The following is a 17,255-nucleotide window of genomic DNA, read 5'->3' on the forward strand; positions in this document are numbered from 1 at the left end:
ATGAGCCCGATACAATATCGAGCTCATTATTATAAAACTTAATTATTAATTTGTCTAAACTTTTGGGTGCAGTCTATTTGTTGAACCTTTTTTATGAATTAATAATTATTGCAAATTATTTATTTCTTCACTTTTTTAGTTTTATAATATTTGCGATACTTCGGATATGTTACCGCTCCAATTATAGAGATTGTAATCAAACAATAATAAATCCAGCTTAATGAATGTGCTTCTCCACTTGCATAAGAGTGTAAACCTACTAAGTGAAAGTTTACTCCATAATAGGTAAACAAGATCGAAACAAAAGCATACATCGTCATTAAATTAAAGAACCATTTTCCTCTTAAAGCTGGTACGAAACGAGCGTGAATAACAAACGCATAAACCATAATCGAGATTAGAGCCCAAGTTTCTTTTGGATCCCATCCCCAGTAACGTCCCCAGCTTTCGTTTGCCCATTGTCCTCCAAGGAAGTTACCAATAGTCAACATGATTAGTCCAATTGTAATAGCCATTTCGTTAATATAACTTACCTCTTTAATATGTAATTCCATTTTGGCTTTATTTTTATCATTCGTAAAGAAAATCAAGACTAAAGCGACAAAACCTAAAATCATTCCTAAAGCAGTTGGACCATAACTTGCTACAATTACTGCCACGTGAATCATTAACCAATAAGAATTCAAAACAGGTTGTAAGTTTGCAATTTCTGGATCGACCCAGTTTAGATTTGAAGCAAAGAAAATCATAGAGGTTACAAAAGCAGCTGAAGCAACTGTTAATTTTGATTTTCTATGAAAAGCCAAGCCAAAGAACATGGTTGACCAAGCTACATAAACTATAGACTCGTAAGCATTACTCCAAGGTGCGTGACCAGAAATATACCAGCGTGCAATTAAAGCAATGGTATGCAACACAAATATTACTCCTATTAATATATGGAAACCATTTACTGTTATGCGTAAGAACTTTTTATCAAAGAAAATACTGAATAATGTAAAAATCAGCATTAAAATCCCTGCCATAGAATACCAATAAGTCATCTTTGGTAGAACATCATAAGTATTGTAAGCAACCTCAAGATCAATTTTTTGTTCACTTGGACGTACTTTAGCTCCAAATTTCTTTTGGAATCCATTTATGCTTTCTACTAATTGATCTGCTGTATCCCAATTTTTAGAAATTGAACCATTATTTAAAGCGCTAAAATATAATGGAAGAATTTGTTTCACATAAGTAGAATCCATTCCTTTAAAACCAGCATTATCACGTTCTAGATAAGAAACCCATTTATTATTCGAATCATTTGGAATAGGGAAAATTTTCAAAATCCTTCCGCTCAATGCAGATTCCATTATATTTACTTTTTTGTCTGTTTCAATAAAGTCTTTCTCAAACTGATTTGGATTTGCCGCTTTGTAAGCTGCATCTAAATAAGGAGACAGTTTATAATTTCCTTGTTCATCAAAGAATTTTACAAATGGTGCATATTTATCTTTTGAATCAATTCCGATAATTTTACGGATACTGTCGTTTCCAGATTTTATATAAATTATTGGAACTTGGATCCAAACCTGCGCGTATTGCGTCATAGATAAGAAAACCTGATCAGAATTCATTCCGTTGTATTTATCATTATGACTTACTTTACGAAGTAATTCAGATGAAAACGTATTAATTGGCTTCATTCTACCTCCAGCATCCTGAATAATCAAACGACCAAATTTTGCCGCGTGTGCTTCTGGCGCTTTATAAATATTCAATAAAGAATCTAACTGTTTCTTGCTTGGCGGAGCCGTAACGTGATTGGCATGATCATTTGGATCTGCCGAATGCTCGTGATCATGATTATGATCATGAGAATGAACATGAGGCGTTTGCTGTGCAAATCCGTTCAAACTAATCAATAAAACTAAAATAGTAATTAGCTTTTCTTTTTTCTTCTGAATGGCTTCTAATTTCTTTTTCAAATCACCAAAACGAGAATATTTAGTAAACATAATCGCCATTAAACCAATGTATAATAGATAATAACCAAAATAAGTAATGTTTGTCCCCCAGAAATCATGGTTTACAGATAAAACAGTTCCTTTTTCATCTGGATCAAATGAAGACTGGAAGAAACGGAATCCTTTATAATCTAAAACGTGGTTCATAAAAATATCAGCATCAAAAGTTTCTGTTGAATCTTGAACAGTCACTTTACTTTTGTATGAAGAATAACTTTTTTCTGTTCCAGGATATTTCTCTGCAATAAAATCGTTCAAACGAACTTTAAATGGCAAAATATAAGCTTTACTTCCGTAGAATAAAGAATATTCTATGTTGCCAATTTTAACTGTTTTAGCTTCTCCAACTTGTCCCTTAGAACCAAAAAGCATCACCTCTTTTTCTTGCCCTTCTGCTTTTACTTTAACTACTAAAGCGTCAGAATGAGATTTTGCTTTAAAATCATTATTCGATTCATAATCTACTTTTCCTTTCAATGGTGGCTCAGGAAATACAATTCTAATATCTCCAATGCTATATAAAGAACGCATCATTAAAGGCTGTACATTATCTTTTGTAACTTTTCCTTTAAATTGATCTGCCATTCGCATAAATTCACCTTCAAAAGGAGTCTGGATTGTGTACTCTTTTCCAGTGGTATTTATGTTAATGGCACCGTCTGTCTGCTTATTTAAAGCAAATAAAACATTGTGAATGTTCTGAACTTCACCCTCTTTTAGGTAATGTTCTTCTCTTCCACCCGCTCCGGCTTCAACTAATTTAAGGTATAAAGTTCCGTTTGGATCTGGCTTAACCACTTCTTTTGCTCCCATGATATAGTTCGAATAGGTAACTTCAAAAGGAGTTTCGTCAAATTTTCCTGAAATGCTAAAATCATTATTGGTAACAGGAGACAATAAAAGATTTTTTTCAAAAACCCTTCTTTTCATTTCCCCTTTATATTCACCATCAGCAAAAATGGTTAAAAAAGTTTTATCTGAATATACTTGGTTTTCTGCCGCGCCTTCGCGAATTGGCATCATTCCTTCGTAACTAATATATCTTGTAATAAAAGCTCCTAAAAGGATAAAAACAAAAGCAAGGTGCAATAAAAGAGTGGCCCATTTTTCTTTTTTATGCAATTGGTATTTTTTGATATTTCCGAAGAAATTAAGCATAAAGATGGCCATAATTGCCTCAAACCACCAAGTATTGTAAATTAGTATTCTAGCCGTATCGGTATTATATTTACTTTCGATAAAAGTTCCAATACCCATTGCAATTGCGAATGTTAAAAAAAGAACGGCCATTAATCGTGTAGAAAACAAAAAAGAGAATATTTTTTTATCCATTTCTTAGGAATTACATTGTATAAAAGTGCGACAAAAGTACTTAAAATTGTTGATTAGCAGGCTTTGCCTTTTGTTAATAAAAACCAAAAATAAGGACTATTTTTTAAACGAATTGGTAATATGGAAAGTTTAAACCTACAAAACAGATATGCTTTTTTTGAATAATTGTTTTTAGCTAAAAAGTGTTAGAATTCTAACCAAAACCAGAAGACAATAAAAACTTCAAAAAAACATTATCAATATTCAATAGTCTCCCCATTAAAAAAAATAATACTAATTTTGCTTTCATGATTCAGATAACAATAATCGGTTCCGGCAATGTTGCACAGCATTTGATAAAGGCTTTTTCTGCCAGCAAAATTGTTGAAATTAAACAGGTTTTTTCACGAAAGAAAGAAGCCTTACTTCATCTGATTGATTCTGAAAAGATTGTAACCGATTTTCAAGCATTAGAACCTGCTGATTTACATATCATTTCAGTTTCAGATAATGCCATTACAGAAGTTTCAGAACAGCTTCCGTTTAACAATCAATTAGTCGTTCATACTTCTGGAACATCTTCCATTGAACTTTTAGATTCTAAAAACAGACGTGGTGTTTTTTATCCGCTTCAGACATTTTCTAAAAACAAAGAATTAGATTATTCTATTGTTCCTTTCTGTCTAGAAGCAGAAAATACAGCCGATTTCAAACTTTTGGAAACCGTTGCAAAAAGTGTTTCAACTGCGGTTTATTCTATAAGTTCAGAACAACGCAAGGCGCTTCATATTGCTGCAGTATTTGTGAGCAATTTTACGAATCATTTGTATCAAATGGGACACGAAATCTGCGAAGAAAACCAAGTTCCTTTTGCTGTTTTAAAGCCTCTAATTCAGGAAACGGCAGATAAAATCAATACACTCGATCCTATTGATGCACAGACAGGTCCAGCGATACGCCACGATTCTAACACAACCAACGCGCATATGGCGTTTTTACAAGACGAAAACAAAAAAAATATCTATAAAATCCTAACACAATCTATACAGCATAATGGGAAAAAGTTATAAAGAAATAATGAATGACATCACAACGTTTGTTTTTGATGTAGATGGCGTACTTACAGATGGTTCTGTTTTTGTAACCAATGAAGGCGAAATATTAAGAACAATGAACATTCGTGATGGTTATGCAATGAAAGCAGCCATTGAAAGCGGTTACCATGTATGCATTATTTCTGGCGGAAGCAATGAAGGCGTTCGTGTTCGTTTGCGTAATTTGGGCGTTAATGACATTCATTTAGGAACTCCTGATAAAGTAAAGACTTTTAACGTTTACTGCGAAAGCAACAATATTAAACCCGAAAATGTGTTGTATATGGGAGACGATATCCCTGATTTTCATGTAATGAAATTAGTTGGACTTCCAACTTGTCCGCAAGATGCTAGTCCAGAAATTAAAACGCTATGCCGTTATATCTCACACGTAAAAGGCGGACGTGGCGCTGCGAGAGACGTTATCGAGCAAGTGATGAAAGTGCAAGGAAAATGGATGGATTATTTTAACGGAAAACACGATTAAGTAATCAGTCGCAGTTTTCAGTCCCAGTATCCATTAAAAAAAAACTTAGTACCTTAGAATCTTAGCCTCTCAGAACCCTAGAATATGAAATTCCTAAAACTTATTCGTTATAAAAACCTTTTAATGCTTGCTTTTATGCAGCTGCTTTTTCGCTATGCCTTTTTAAAACAACAGCAGGTTCCGCTGGCATTGGCTGACTGGCAATATGGATTGCTTGTTTTAAGCACTGTTTTATTAGCCGCTGCAGGTTATGTAATCAATAATATTTACGATGTAGGGACTGATAGCATTAACAAACCGCAAAATGTTGTCGTTGGAAAAGGAATTACAGAAACTGCTGCTTATAATATTTATATAGGTTTAAATATTTCTGGCGTTGCAATTGGTTTTATTCTGTCTAATATTATTATGAGGCCGACTTTTGCATCCCTTTTTATTCTAATAGCTTCGCTTCTATATTTTTATGCAACGAGTCTGAAACAGATTATGATTTTAGGCAATTTTGTAGTAGCATTGCTTTTAGCGACAAGCGTATTAATCATTGGGGTTTTTGATCTTTTTCCTGCTACTACAGGCGAAAATCAAGCCCAAATGGCTAGTCTTTTTTCTATTCTAATAGACTATGCCTTATTTGCTTTTATGATTAATTTTATTCGTGAAATTATAAAAGATATCGAAGATGTCAATGGCGATTACAATATGGGAATGAATACGTTACCTGTTGCAATAGGAGTTAATAGAGCCGCTAAAATCGCTTTGGGCTTTGCCGTTGTTGCGTTTATTATGTGTGCACTTTATTGCAATACGTACTTCATGCAAAACAAGCTTTACATTTCAGTATTTTATGCTTTTGCCACTGTTTTAGCGCCTTTGCTTTATTTTATAGTAAAAATATTCAATGCAAAATCTCAAAAGGAATTTCATCATTTAAGCAACATCTTAAAACTTATCTTATTCTTCGGAATCCTATCAATCTTGGTTATTGCCTTAAATATCAAATACAATGCTTAAAGAAAAACTAAAAAAATATAAAATCATTTTAGCTTCGGGTTCTCCGCGTAGACAGCAATTTTTTAAGGATTTAGATCTTGATTTTGAAATTCGCTTAAAAGACGTTGAAGAAATTTATCCATCAGAATTAAAAGCGGTAGAAATTACCGATTATCTAGCCGAATTAAAAGCCAGTGCTTTTGAAGGAGAATTGAAAGAAAATGAAATCTTGGTTACAAGCGATACCATTGTTTGGCACCAGAATAAAGCTTTAGGAAAGCCTAAAAGTGCCGAAGAAGCATTTGAAATGATTAAATCGATGTCTAATGCAACGCATGAAGTCATTACTTCTGTTTGTTTTAAAACAGCAGACTCCTCTACTCTTTTGCATGATATTACAAAAGTAACCTTCAACGATTTGTCAGACGAAGCTGTTTTATATTATATAGAAAACTACAAACCTTACGACAAAGCTGGTGCTTATGGCATTCAGGAATGGTTTGGTTTTATGGCAGTTGCAAAAGTAGAAGGCTCTTATACCAATGTAATGGGGCTTCCGACAGCCAAAGTTTACGATTTTTTGACTACATTAGTGTAAAAATTTATTTATGTTTTCTTTTAAAGAGTATAGCCGAGAAATAATAGCGACAATCATTCTTATTGGTGTTTTGATTGTACTACGTATAGTAATTGCTAAACTAATAAAGCAATTTGCGGCTACAAGCCAATTATTTGAACATCGTACCAATCTGATTATCAAGTACATTAATATTTTAATGAATATACTTGTTGTGACCACTTTGATTGTAATCTGGGGAGTTCAAACAGAAGATATTTTTATCACCATTTCTTCTATTGCAACTGTAATTGGTGTTGCTATGTTTGCCCAATGGTCTATTTTAAGCAATATCACTTCCGGAATGGTTTTATTCTTCTCTTTTCCTTTTAGAATTGGAGATACTATTAAAATTCATGATAAAGATTTTCCAATTGAAGCTGAAATCGAAGACATTAATACGTTTCATGTAAGCTTAAAAACAAAGGAAGGAGAAAAAATTGTTTTCCCGAACAATTTACTGCTTCAAAAAGGAATATCGATTATTCCTGCAAAGTATGAAGAGCGAGAGTTTTTTGACTAAGTATGTAATGGGAATTTTATAACGGGCGCAAAAAAAGCTAGAACGTAAAAAGACAAATAAAGTGTAATATTTGTTTTATAAATTCAGCTAAATAAAATAAAAAATGACTCGGCCCATAACATTACCCTTTTATGCAAAACTTGCTTTTATTCTTATAACTCTAATTTGTTTTGCATTCATTTTTTGTCTCGGAAAAGATATTCTTACGCCCATTTTAATGGCATTTTTATTTGCCGTTTTACTCCTTCCGATTTTTACTTTTCTAAAGACCAAACTTAAGTTTCCGAGGCATCTCGCCGCTATAGTCTGTCTTGCTATTTTTATTTCTATTGTGGTCGGAATTCTAGTATTTATCTCCTACCAAGTCACTTATATGGCAAATGATTTTGATACTATAAAGAAAAATGCAAACTCCTTTATTGTCGAAATTCATAAGTTTATAAGAGAAAATTTTCAGGTAAGTATTGGCGAACAGAAAAAATATCTCGATTCTGTTACAAAAGATTCGGTCAAAACGGGTCAAGCTAAACTTGGGTCGTTTATAATTTCGATAAGTGATGTTCTTTTGGACAGTACCATTATGATCATTTACACTTTTTTGTTTTTAATTTATAAAGAACATTTTAAACTGTTTTTTGCAAAACTAATCAAACAGGAAAATCATGGTATTCTGCAGGATATTTTATCTCAGATAAAAGTTTCAATCAACAATTACATCGTCAGTTTAATTATCGAAATGATTGTGGTTTCGGTACTGACGAGTTTAGGTTTGTGGATCATTGGCGTGAAATACTTCGTCCTTCTCGGATTGATTACAGGAATTTTGAACTTGATTCCTTATATCGGAATTTTTATTGCTGGAATTATTACCGTTTTGGCATCATTAACAGGATCTGGAGAAATTTCAGTAATTCTCGGAATTTTGATTGTAAACGTTATTGTTCAATTTATTGATAATAATCTCCTTGTGCCGTTAATTATTAATTCTAAAGTAGAAATAAATGCTTTTGTGTCTATTATGGGAATTATTGTTGGAGGTGCCGCAGCTGGAATTGCCGGAATGTTTTTAGCTATTCCTCTTCTGGCTATTTTGAAAATTATTTTTGATCGAATTGATTCGCTTTCTGCTTGGGGTTATCTTATGGGGAATCATGTTCCGCGGAAATTTGCTTGGAGAAAAAGAAAAATTACAACAGAAAATTAAAAATAACGTTATGCTAGCATAGCATCTGTTTATTCCTTAAATTCATAAAACTTAAAACTATTAGAAGAAAATTACCGAATGTCTTTAAACAATAAAATACTGTTTTTTATTTTGCTGTGCTTTTGTTTACAAAGCGGGTATGCACAGGTAAATGATAATAAAAAAGAGCCAAAAAAAGAGAAAGACACTACGGAAATCTACACTAAGATTAGAAATTACTCTAAGAAAAATAAATTTACGCAGACCATGCATAAATTATTCTTTAGATCTAAAAAGTCGAAGAAAAAAGAGGAATTGCTTGTTCCGATTGATTCAACAAATTATGATGGCAAAATTATTCGAAAAATCAATATTGTTACTCTCGATCCTTTTGGGTATTCTGTTGCCGATACTACCCTAACTCCTAAAAATTGGGGAGAAAGAATGGGTAACAGACTGCACTTAAAAACAAAGAAAATAGCCATTTACAACTTGTTGCTTTTTAAGCGAAATACTCCATACAACACCTATAAAGTCCTAGAGTCTGAGCGTTTAATTCGTGCGCAACGATATGTTACAGCAGTTAGAATTTCCAATCAGACAGTGGGTCAAGCTTCAGATTCTGTAGATGTTACCATTCGTGTTTTAGATTCCTGGAGTACAATTCCGAGGTTTTCTATTTCGAGCAATCAAGTTTCGGTAGGTTTTAAAGAAAAAGATTTTTTTGGAAGCGGACAACAGCTTGAATATCGTTTTACCAACCGTTTTGATGACGGTCAAAATGCCAATGAAGTAACGTATACTGTACCCAATATTAAGAATACTTATATAGGAACTGTTCTGCATTACAAAATGGATTTAGATAACAATTACATTAAAAGCATCGATATCGAACGAGACTTCTACTCTCCCCTGACCAAATGGGCGGGCGGATTTTATATGGATGAAAGTTTTAGAAAAGATACACTTCAGGCTCCAGATTCTACATTTGCTTATCAGCCCAAAAAATATACATCGCAAGATGTTTGGGCGGGGCGCGCTTTTAAAGTATTTGAAGACAATCATAAAGCCATAACCAACCTTATTACTACTGCTCGTTTTTTGAATGTCAATTACAGCGAGTCGCCATCTGATCTTTACGACCCAAATCATTTTTATTCTTCTGAAAAGCTAATTCTGAGCGGAATTGGATTGAATACAAGAAAATTTATCAAAGACAGCTATATATTTAGAAATGGACAGACAGAAGACGTACCGATAGGAAGAATATACGGTGCTACGTTTGGATATCAATATAAAAACACTTTTTGGCGGCCTTATGTCGGGGCTCAATTCTCTTTTGGAAATTATTACCGTTTAGGATTCTTAAGTATGAATTTTGAAGCAGGAACTTTTTTTCATCAATCCAAAACCTATCAAACTTCATTTCTATTTGAATCCAATTATTTTACGAAATTATTTAGCGTCGGAAATTGGAAAATTAGACAATTCGTAAATCCGAAAGTGGTAATTGGAATAAATCGTGATGATATAATTGGAGATCAGTTAAATATAAATGAAGAAAATGGAATCGCAGGTTTTAATTCCTATCTATACGGAACTAGCAAAGCCGTTTTATCATTGCAGACACAAACCTATTCTCCACACTCTTTACTGGGGTTTCGTTTAAATCCATTTTTCAATTATTCCATTGCGGTATTGGGCAGTCCAGAAATGGCAATGACAAAGAGCAAAACCTATTCTAAACTTACTGTGGGATTATTAATTAGTAATGACTATTTGGTTTTCAGTTCATTCCAGCTATCGTTATCTTATTATCCAAGTATTCCGCAGCAAGGCGATAATGTTTTCAAAACAAATACTTTTGAAACTACCGATTACGGACTTCAAAGTTTCGAACTTGCAAAGCCTAGAGTTGTCAATTACAAATAATTTTTATTTTTCTTAAGAAACTTTTAAGCATAAACAAAATCACTATAAATCAATATTTTAAGAGCATACACGCTTCTAAATTACGCGTTGAAATGCATTTTTACTCGACAAAATACATCTGTTTTTATTTTTTGGCACAGTATATGAATATCCCTATTCAAGATTAACATTATAAAATTAAAAAAAGATGAAAACGATAAAATTAGCAATCGCCGGATTATTTCTAATGGTTGCAAACGCCACACAAGCTCAAGTATCGGTTAACGTAAATATTGGTGCTCCGCCAGCTTGGGGACCAGTAGGATATACAGAAATGGAATATTACTATCTTCCAGATGTTGAGGCTTACTACGATGTTCGTGCTGCTCAATTTATCTATTTCGGAGGAGGAAAATGGGTAAGAGCGACTTACTTACCTAGACAATATAGAAACTATGATTTGTATGGAGGTTACAAAGTAGTTTTGACAGATTATCATGGTAGAACTCCTTATACTTATTTTGACCGTCATAGAGTGAAATATTACAAAGGATACCACGGAGCTCCACAAAGACCATACAAGCCAAGACCAGTATATGGCTATAGTGAGCGCCGTCATTACGATCGTAAAGATTACAAACATTACGATAAACACGACAAACATGATAAGCACCATGACAGACACGATCACGATGATCACGATCGTGGCCATGGACACGGTAGAAGATAATAATGCTAAATTACTAGCGATCAATACAAGAGAGTATCAAAAAAATGATACTCTCTTTTTTTATGATTTGTTTAATGGGATCTTTTGTTAAAATGTTGTATATTCAATATAAATAACTGTATTACAACAAGTTTCGCTTAAAAAGCTGATCTGTAATATATTTATAATATATATTTGCGCCGAATTTTAAAATCCAAAAAGAAATTTATGAAAAAGAATGTTTATTTGCTTTCATTTTTAGCAATGTCACTATTAATAGGTTGTGACGATAATAATGACAACAAAAACGATGGGCAATCGTCAAATAACATTACCATTACCTCAGATCAATCTACATTAAACCAAAGACTTGACTTAACTAATTCTGGGGTAATCTCGATCGAAAATGGTGCTTTAGCAGGAAAATCTGCAGAGACTACCAACACTTCTTTTCCTCTTGTTCAAATTGCCGAAGTAAAACCACCAGTTGATGCAAACGGAAGAACGTTACAAGCTAGTCACGTTACTGTAAACGGAAATTACGCCTATGTTTCTTATATTATGAGAGGCGATGCTTATTCTGGAGCTATTGACGTGATTGATGTTTCTGATCCTTACAAACCAAAATTGGTCACTTCTGCCCTAATTCCAAGCACAGATATTACCTCTCTGACTTTTTCAGGATCAAATTTAATTATTGGAGCTGCTAAAGATGTGGACAAAGACACTCAACTAGCAGGGAATCCGGCAATTGTGTTTAATATGGAGTTAAGTTCAGGATTGCTTACAGATAAATTGAAAACAAATTACTTAGAAAGTAGAGTTACAACAGACGTAGCTGCTAATGCTTCTAATTATTTTGCTGTAACGGGAGACAACGGAAGTTTGTTTAAAGTAAACAGTTCTACAAAAGTAATTGCAGGAAAAGCTGCTATGGCCGATTTGCGTTCTATTGCTTTAACAAGTGATAAGGTAGTTACTTTAAGTGGAACTAAAGGAGTTAACATTTACAATCAATCGACTCTTGCGTTGCAAAAAAGCTTTACAACTTCTGTAGACGTTAGTGGGGCAAAAAGAACAATGGATATCGACGGAACAAAACTTTTTGTTTCTGAAGGTCCAAACGGTCTTGGTGTATACGACATCAACAGTGGATCAAAATTACAAACTATCGGAATTGCAACTGCAGGTGAGGATAATGTAACCAATGCCGTTTCTTTTAATGATGGCTATGCTTTTGTTGCTAACGGTGCATTAGGACTTAATGTGTATCAATCTGCAACACAGCTTAATTTATTAGGTTCGGTTGGAATTGCAGGTTCTTCAAACTATGTAAAATCAAGCGGAAATTACATTTATGTAGCAAGCGGAACTGGAGGTTTGAAAATCATTAAAATGGAGAAACCAAATACTACTTTTGCGAGCTGTCTAACTTATGGTTTGTACAATCAAGGGAGAGATTTGATTTTAAATTCTAATGAAGTAAAATCGTACCAAGGAGCAACAGCTATTAATTCGGCAATCATTAATTCTGGTGCAGTTCTAACACATTGTGGTTCTATTACCGTTCTTAGCAACTTAACACTAAATAGCGGTGGTACTTTTAACATGAGAGGAAGTTTATCTCAAGGTAAATACCAGCAATCATCTCCTACAGAATTAATTATCAATAGCAATGCTACATTGCAAGTTGAAGGATCTGTTGTAATTTGGGGAGATTTAAGATTGAATAGTGGCGCTAAAATCAATTTCATTGGCAATACTTCTTCTATCACTATTTATGGAAAAGTTACAAAAGGTACTGGCGTAACTATTACAGGAAACTACGTTGATACAGAAAACAAATTGAAATAAGCAGTAAACGGCATCAAATATATATTTTTAAGAAGCTGTCAGAATCAATCTGGCAGCTTTTTTGTTTCATCATCTTAAAGAAAGGTATAATTATTGAGCGTTAACATTTCATTTAAATAATCTTCCATAAAATAATTACTATTTTTGGAATAATTTCAAAAAACACCTAACACTCACCATGCGAAAAATACAGATTCAAATCTTTCTTCTATTTTTTATAGGTTTTCAGATTTCATTTGCACAACAGCCGCAAAAACCAAATTCAGTTGAAATTTACAATCAAATCAAAAAACTAAACTTTTTAGGATCTGTATTGTACGTTGCCGCGCATCCTGATGATGAAAACACTAGAATGATTTCGTATTTAGCCAATGAAATGAATGCCAGAACGGGTTATTTATCACTTACTCGCGGAGATGGAGGACAAAACTTAATTGGCCCGCAATTGCGTGAATTACTAGGTGTTATTAGAACTCAAGAATTAATTGAAGCTCGAAAAATAGATGGTGGCGAACAATTTTTTTCTAGAGCAAACGATTTTGGTTTTTCAAAAAATCCATCTGAAACTTTAGATATTTGGGACAAAAACAAAGTGCTTGCTGATGTAGTTTGGACCATTAGAAAATTTCAGCCAGACATTATTATTAATAGATTTGATCATCGTTCTCCTGGTACAACACACGGGCATCATACCTCTTCTGCAATGCTGAGTGTCGAAAGTTTCAAATTAACAAACGATCCTAAAGTTTATCCTGAACAATTAAAATATGTTTCTCCTTGGCAGGTAAAACGCCAATTCTTTAATCCGTCTTGGTGGTTCTACGGAAGCCAAGAAAAATTTGATGCTGCCAATAAATCTAAATTCACCAAACTAGAAACAGGTGTTTACTACACAGGAATAGGAAAATCAAATCAGGAAATCGCTGCTTTAAGCCGAAGCCGTCATCAGTCACAAGGTTTTGGAAGTACTGGTGTTCGTGGTGAAGAAACCGAATATTTAGAGCTAATTAATGGCGAAACCCCAAAAGAACGTGATAATTTATTTGACGGTATAGATACAAGCTGGAACCGTGTTAAAAACGGAAAACCAGTTGGAGATTTGATTTCTTCCATCATTTCAAAATACGATTTTAGCCATCCTTCTGCAAGTATTCCAGATTTAGTCAAAGCCTATGCAATGATTCAAGCTTTAGACGATACCCATTGGAAAGAGATTAAACTTGCTGCTATAAAAAACATTATCGCATCTTGTTCTGGTTTATATCTTGAAGCGGTTGCCAGTGAACAAGAAGCAACGCCAGAAAGTACAATAAAATTAACTCTTGAAGCTATTAATAGATGTTCTATCGGAATGCAATTAATTAGTGTAACTACGCTTCCAGGCAATCAAACAACAGCCCAAAACGTTGTATTGAAGAACAATAACGAAAACAAAATTAATCTGCAGCTACAGCTTCCAAACAATATAGAATATACCCAGCCTTATTGGTTAAAAGAAAAAGCGACAGTTGGAATGTACACTGTTTCTAATCAGGAAATTATTGGTATACCAGATATTATTAGAGATACAAAAGTGGTTTTTAACATCAAAATCAATGAGGTAGAGATTCCGTTTGAGCGTACTGTTGTATACAAGTACAATGATGGCGTAAAAGGCGAAATGTACAATTTTCTTGATATCGTTCCAGAAGTTACAACTTCAATTTTAGAAAAAGTTTTAATTTTTGGAAATACTAAAAGCAAAATGGTTCCGGTAAAAGTTCGCGCTGGAAAAGATGATATAAAAGGAAATCTCCAATTAGAGTTGCCTAAAAGCTGGTCTGTTTCTCCAAAAGAAATCCCGTTTGTTTTAGACAAAAAAGGCAACGAGCAAATCTTCTATTTTGAAGTTACGCCTCCAGTGAATGCAGAGGAAGCGACAGTAAAAAGTGTCGCAATTGTAGACAAAAAACGATTTGATAAAGACCAAACTATTATTGATTTTAGCCATATTACCAAACAAATGGTTTTAAAACCAGCTGAATCAAAATGCATTAGAATTGATTTGAAAATCTCTGGCGATGCCATTGCTTATATTATGGGCGCTGGAGACGAAGTTCCGGAAAGTTTGACTCAAATGGGATATAAAGTTTCGATCTTAAAACCCGAAGAAATTACGCCAGAAAAATTAGATTCTTTCAGTACTGTAATTACCGGAATTCGTGCTTACAATACCGTAAATGCTTTGGTAAACAAGCAAAATATACTTTTCAATTTTGTAAAAAGCGGTAAAAACATGATTGTTCAATACAATACAAACGGAAAATTAGTGACGGATAAAATTGCTCCTTATCCGTTGAAATTATCAAACGATCGTGTAACAGAAGAAAATGCTAAAGTTACATTCTTAGCGCCAAATCATCCTGTTTTAAATACGCCTAATAAAATATCTGAAAAAGATTTTCAAGGATGGACACAAGAACAAGGTTTATATTATCCAAACGAATATGATCCTGCCTTCACTCCTATTATTTCGTCGCACGATAAAGGAGAATCTCCAAAAGATGGAGCTCTTCTTGTCGCACCTTACGGAAAAGGATATTACATTTACACGGGTTTAAGTTTCTTTAGAGAATTGCCAGAAGGTGTTTCTGGAGCCTATCGATTATTATCGAATATTATTTCTCTAAAACAGCCAATTGAAGCTCCTAAACAAGATTTAAAGCAATAAATATGGAAGCTAAAAAAACAAAAAAATGGAAAAAAAGCTACACTTATGTTTTAGTAGCAAATGCAATCTATATTGCTATCTTTTTCTTAATCATGCAATTATACTCATAACCTATGCAGCTATTTGACTGGATCGTACTTATTGTTACACTTTTATTTATTGTTGGATACGGCTCTTGGAAAACCCGAGGAAGTAAAAACGTAGAAGATTTTATTTTAGGAAACAACGAAACGCCTTGGTATACTGTAGGTCTTTCTGTAATGGCGACACAAGCGAGTGCAATTACGTTTCTATCCACTCCAGGACAGGCTTATCATGACGGAATGGGTTTTGTGCAATTTTATTTTGGTTTGCCAATTGCGATGATTGTTATTTGTTTGACTTTTATTCCGCTCTATCATAAAAGCAAAGTTTATACGGCTTATGAATTTTTAGAAAAAAGATTTGATGTAAAAACCCGTTCGCTTGCTGCAATTTTGTTTTTAGTGCAAAGAGGTCTAGGAACTGGTTTAACTATCTATGCTCCAGCAATTATTTTGTCTGCACTTTTAGGATGGAATTTAACTGTAATGAATATCATTATCGGAGTTTTAGTAATCATATATACTTTTTCTGGAGGAACAAAGGCGGTAAACGTTACGCAAAAACAGCAGATGTTTGTCATTATGTCTGGAATGTTTATCACGTTTTTCTTGATTCTGCATTATCTTCCAAACGATATGACTTTTAATAGTGCGCTGCATATTGCTGGAGCAAATGACAAAATGAATATTGTTGACTTTTCTTTTAATCCCGAAGAAAAATATACTTTTTGGAGTGGTATTACAGGAGGTTTCTTTTTGGCACTTGCCTATTTTGGTACAGACCAATCACAGGTGGGACGTTATTTATCTGGAAAATCAGTTCGCGAAAGTCAAATGGGATTAATCATGAACGGACTTCTAAAAGTGCCAATGCAGTTCTTTATTCTTCTTACAGGAGTTATGGTTTTTGTATTTTTTCAATTCAATCCGGTTCCTTTAAATTTTAATCCGAATAATAAAATTGCAATTGAGAAGTCGGCTTATAAACAAGAATATCATGTTTTAGAAGAAAAACTAGTGAAACTTTCTGAAGATAAAAAAGTTATTAATTTATTGTACATCGATCAGCTGAATCAAGATTATGACAATCCGATTTTGCGTAAAGAATTGGTTGCGCTATCCAATAAAGAAAAAGATCTTCGCGATAAAGCCAAAGAAATAATTTCGAGAGCTGATAGTAATTCAGAAACCAACGATAAAGATTATGTATTCTTTCATTTCATTCTGCATTATTTACCAAAAGGCCTTATCGGATTGTTATTGGCCGTTATTATTTCGGCTGCCATGTCTTCAACTGCTTCTGGATTAACTGCACTGGCTTCTACAACAGCAATAGATATTTACAAACGAAATCAGAAAGAAGAAAAGTCGGAGAAACATTATTTGCATGTTACCAAGTTTTTTACTCTTTTTTGGGGAGTTATAGCAATACTTTTTGCCTGCGTTGGAACTTTGTTTGAAAATTTAATTCAGCTTGTAAACATTATTGGTTCTATTTTTTACGGAACTGTTTTAGGAATCTTCCTTGTAGCTTTTTATACCAAAAGAGTTCAGGCAAAACCAATGTTTATCAGTGCTCTCATAAGTCAGCTTACGATTTTTGTGATTTATTATTTTATGGTTTACAGACAGGAGAAACTGGGTTATTTATGGCTTAATTTTATTGGAGCTATTTTGACTATTGTATTGGCTCTTTTACTTCAGTTTTTGTTCTTTAAAGGAAAATCGGATGATAATGAGTTAGTTTTGGATTAAACTTTTAGAAATTCTATACT

General features: G+C 33.5%; 12 protein-coding genes. 11 read left to right on the top strand and 1 reads right to left on the bottom strand.

Going from position 1 to position 17,255, the window contains the following annotated elements; genetic code table 11:
* Positions 1-119: 119 nt before the first annotated feature.
* Entirely contained in the window at positions 120-3,341 is a 3,222-nt protein-coding gene (locus tag AC3Y25_RS23210; RefSeq protein WP_489904393.1) for a cytochrome c biogenesis protein, read from the bottom strand.
* A gap of 287 nt (positions 3,342-3,628) precedes the next feature.
* Between AC3Y25_RS23210 and AC3Y25_RS23215 the strand changes: the two genes are divergently transcribed.
* The 11 genes from AC3Y25_RS23215 (at position 3,629) to AC3Y25_RS23265 (ending at position 17,235) form a co-directional block, all read left to right on the top strand.
* On the top strand, positions 3,629-4,390 hold the full coding sequence (locus AC3Y25_RS23215; RefSeq protein ID WP_489904394.1) for a Rossmann-like and DUF2520 domain-containing protein: 762 nt from the start codon (positions 3,629-3,631) through the stop codon (positions 4,388-4,390).
* On the top strand, positions 4,374-4,901 hold the full coding sequence (locus tag AC3Y25_RS23220) for a KdsC family phosphatase (RefSeq protein WP_489904395.1): 528 nt from the start codon (positions 4,374-4,376) through the stop codon (positions 4,899-4,901). Before AC3Y25_RS23215 ends, AC3Y25_RS23220 begins: the two co-directional genes overlap by 17 nt.
* Before the next feature lie 84 nt (positions 4,902-4,985).
* Complete coding sequence (locus AC3Y25_RS23225; RefSeq protein WP_489904396.1) at positions 4,986-5,912, top strand: geranylgeranylglycerol-phosphate geranylgeranyltransferase; 927 nt, start codon at positions 4,986-4,988, stop codon at positions 5,910-5,912.
* Positions 5,905-6,489, top strand: a complete 585-nt coding sequence (locus AC3Y25_RS23230) for a Maf-like protein (protein ID WP_489904397.1) — start codon at positions 5,905-5,907, stop codon at positions 6,487-6,489. The genes AC3Y25_RS23225 and AC3Y25_RS23230 overlap by 8 nt, the downstream gene beginning before the upstream one ends.
* Positions 6,490-6,499: 10 nt before the next feature.
* Positions 6,500-7,030 carry a mechanosensitive ion channel domain-containing protein gene (locus tag AC3Y25_RS23235; RefSeq protein WP_379801068.1) on the top strand — a complete coding sequence of 177 codons (531 nt, stop codon included), beginning with the start codon at positions 6,500-6,502 and terminating at the stop codon, positions 7,028-7,030.
* Positions 7,031-7,133: 103 nt separating this feature from the next.
* On the top strand, positions 7,134-8,234 hold the full coding sequence (locus tag AC3Y25_RS23240) for an AI-2E family transporter (RefSeq protein WP_489904398.1): 1,101 nt from the start codon (positions 7,134-7,136) through the stop codon (positions 8,232-8,234).
* A 78-nt stretch (positions 8,235-8,312) separates the two neighbouring features.
* Entirely contained in the window at positions 8,313-10,145 is a 1,833-nt protein-coding gene (locus tag AC3Y25_RS23245) for a hypothetical protein (RefSeq protein WP_489904399.1), read from the top strand.
* A 187-nt stretch (positions 10,146-10,332) separates the two neighbouring features.
* Entirely contained in the window at positions 10,333-10,854 is a 522-nt protein-coding gene (locus AC3Y25_RS23250; protein ID WP_248726894.1) for a hypothetical protein, read from the top strand.
* Between the two features lie 207 nt (positions 10,855-11,061).
* The gene (locus AC3Y25_RS23255) at positions 11,062-12,687 is read left to right on the top strand and encodes an LVIVD repeat-containing protein (protein ID WP_489904400.1); all 1,626 of its coding nucleotides are present in this window, start codon (positions 11,062-11,064) and stop codon (positions 12,685-12,687) included.
* A gap of 178 nt (positions 12,688-12,865) precedes the next feature.
* Positions 12,866-15,397, top strand: coding sequence for a PIG-L family deacetylase (locus AC3Y25_RS23260; RefSeq protein ID WP_489904401.1), 2,532 nt, complete (start codon positions 12,866-12,868; stop codon positions 15,395-15,397).
* Between the two features lie 113 nt (positions 15,398-15,510).
* Complete coding sequence (locus tag AC3Y25_RS23265) at positions 15,511-17,235, top strand: sodium:solute symporter family protein (RefSeq protein WP_489904402.1); 1,725 nt, start codon at positions 15,511-15,513, stop codon at positions 17,233-17,235.
* Positions 17,236-17,255 lie beyond the last annotated feature (20 nt).

The sequence above is a fragment of the Flavobacterium sp. LK-23 genome (assembly GCF_058135255.1).

Excerpts from the sequence above, each read along its gene's own strand:
- AC3Y25_RS23230 (WP_489904397.1), top strand. The coding sequence starts at position 5,905 with ATGCTTAAAGAAAAACTAAAAAAATATAAAATCATTTTAGCTTCGGGT.
- AC3Y25_RS23235 (WP_379801068.1), top strand. The coding sequence starts at position 6,500 with ATGTTTTCTTTTAAAGAGTATAGCCGAGAAATAATAGCGACAATCATT.
- AC3Y25_RS23225 (WP_489904396.1), top strand. The coding sequence starts at position 4,986 with ATGAAATTCCTAAAACTTATTCGTTATAAAAACCTTTTAATGCTTGCT.
- AC3Y25_RS23220 (WP_489904395.1), top strand. The coding sequence starts at position 4,374 with ATGGGAAAAAGTTATAAAGAAATAATGAATGACATCACAACGTTTGTT.
- AC3Y25_RS23265 (WP_489904402.1), top strand. The coding sequence starts at position 15,511 with ATGCAGCTATTTGACTGGATCGTACTTATTGTTACACTTTTATTTATT.
- AC3Y25_RS23245 (WP_489904399.1), top strand. The coding sequence starts at position 8,313 with ATGTCTTTAAACAATAAAATACTGTTTTTTATTTTGCTGTGCTTTTGT.
- AC3Y25_RS23255 (WP_489904400.1), top strand. The coding sequence starts at position 11,062 with ATGAAAAAGAATGTTTATTTGCTTTCATTTTTAGCAATGTCACTATTA.
- AC3Y25_RS23250 (WP_248726894.1), top strand. The coding sequence starts at position 10,333 with ATGAAAACGATAAAATTAGCAATCGCCGGATTATTTCTAATGGTTGCA.
- AC3Y25_RS23215 (WP_489904394.1), top strand. The coding sequence starts at position 3,629 with ATGATTCAGATAACAATAATCGGTTCCGGCAATGTTGCACAGCATTTG.
- AC3Y25_RS23260 (WP_489904401.1), top strand. The coding sequence starts at position 12,866 with ATGCGAAAAATACAGATTCAAATCTTTCTTCTATTTTTTATAGGTTTT.
- AC3Y25_RS23240 (WP_489904398.1), top strand. The coding sequence starts at position 7,134 with ATGACTCGGCCCATAACATTACCCTTTTATGCAAAACTTGCTTTTATT.
- AC3Y25_RS23210 (WP_489904393.1), bottom strand. The coding sequence starts at position 3,341 with ATGGATAAAAAAATATTCTCTTTTTTGTTTTCTACACGATTAATGGCC.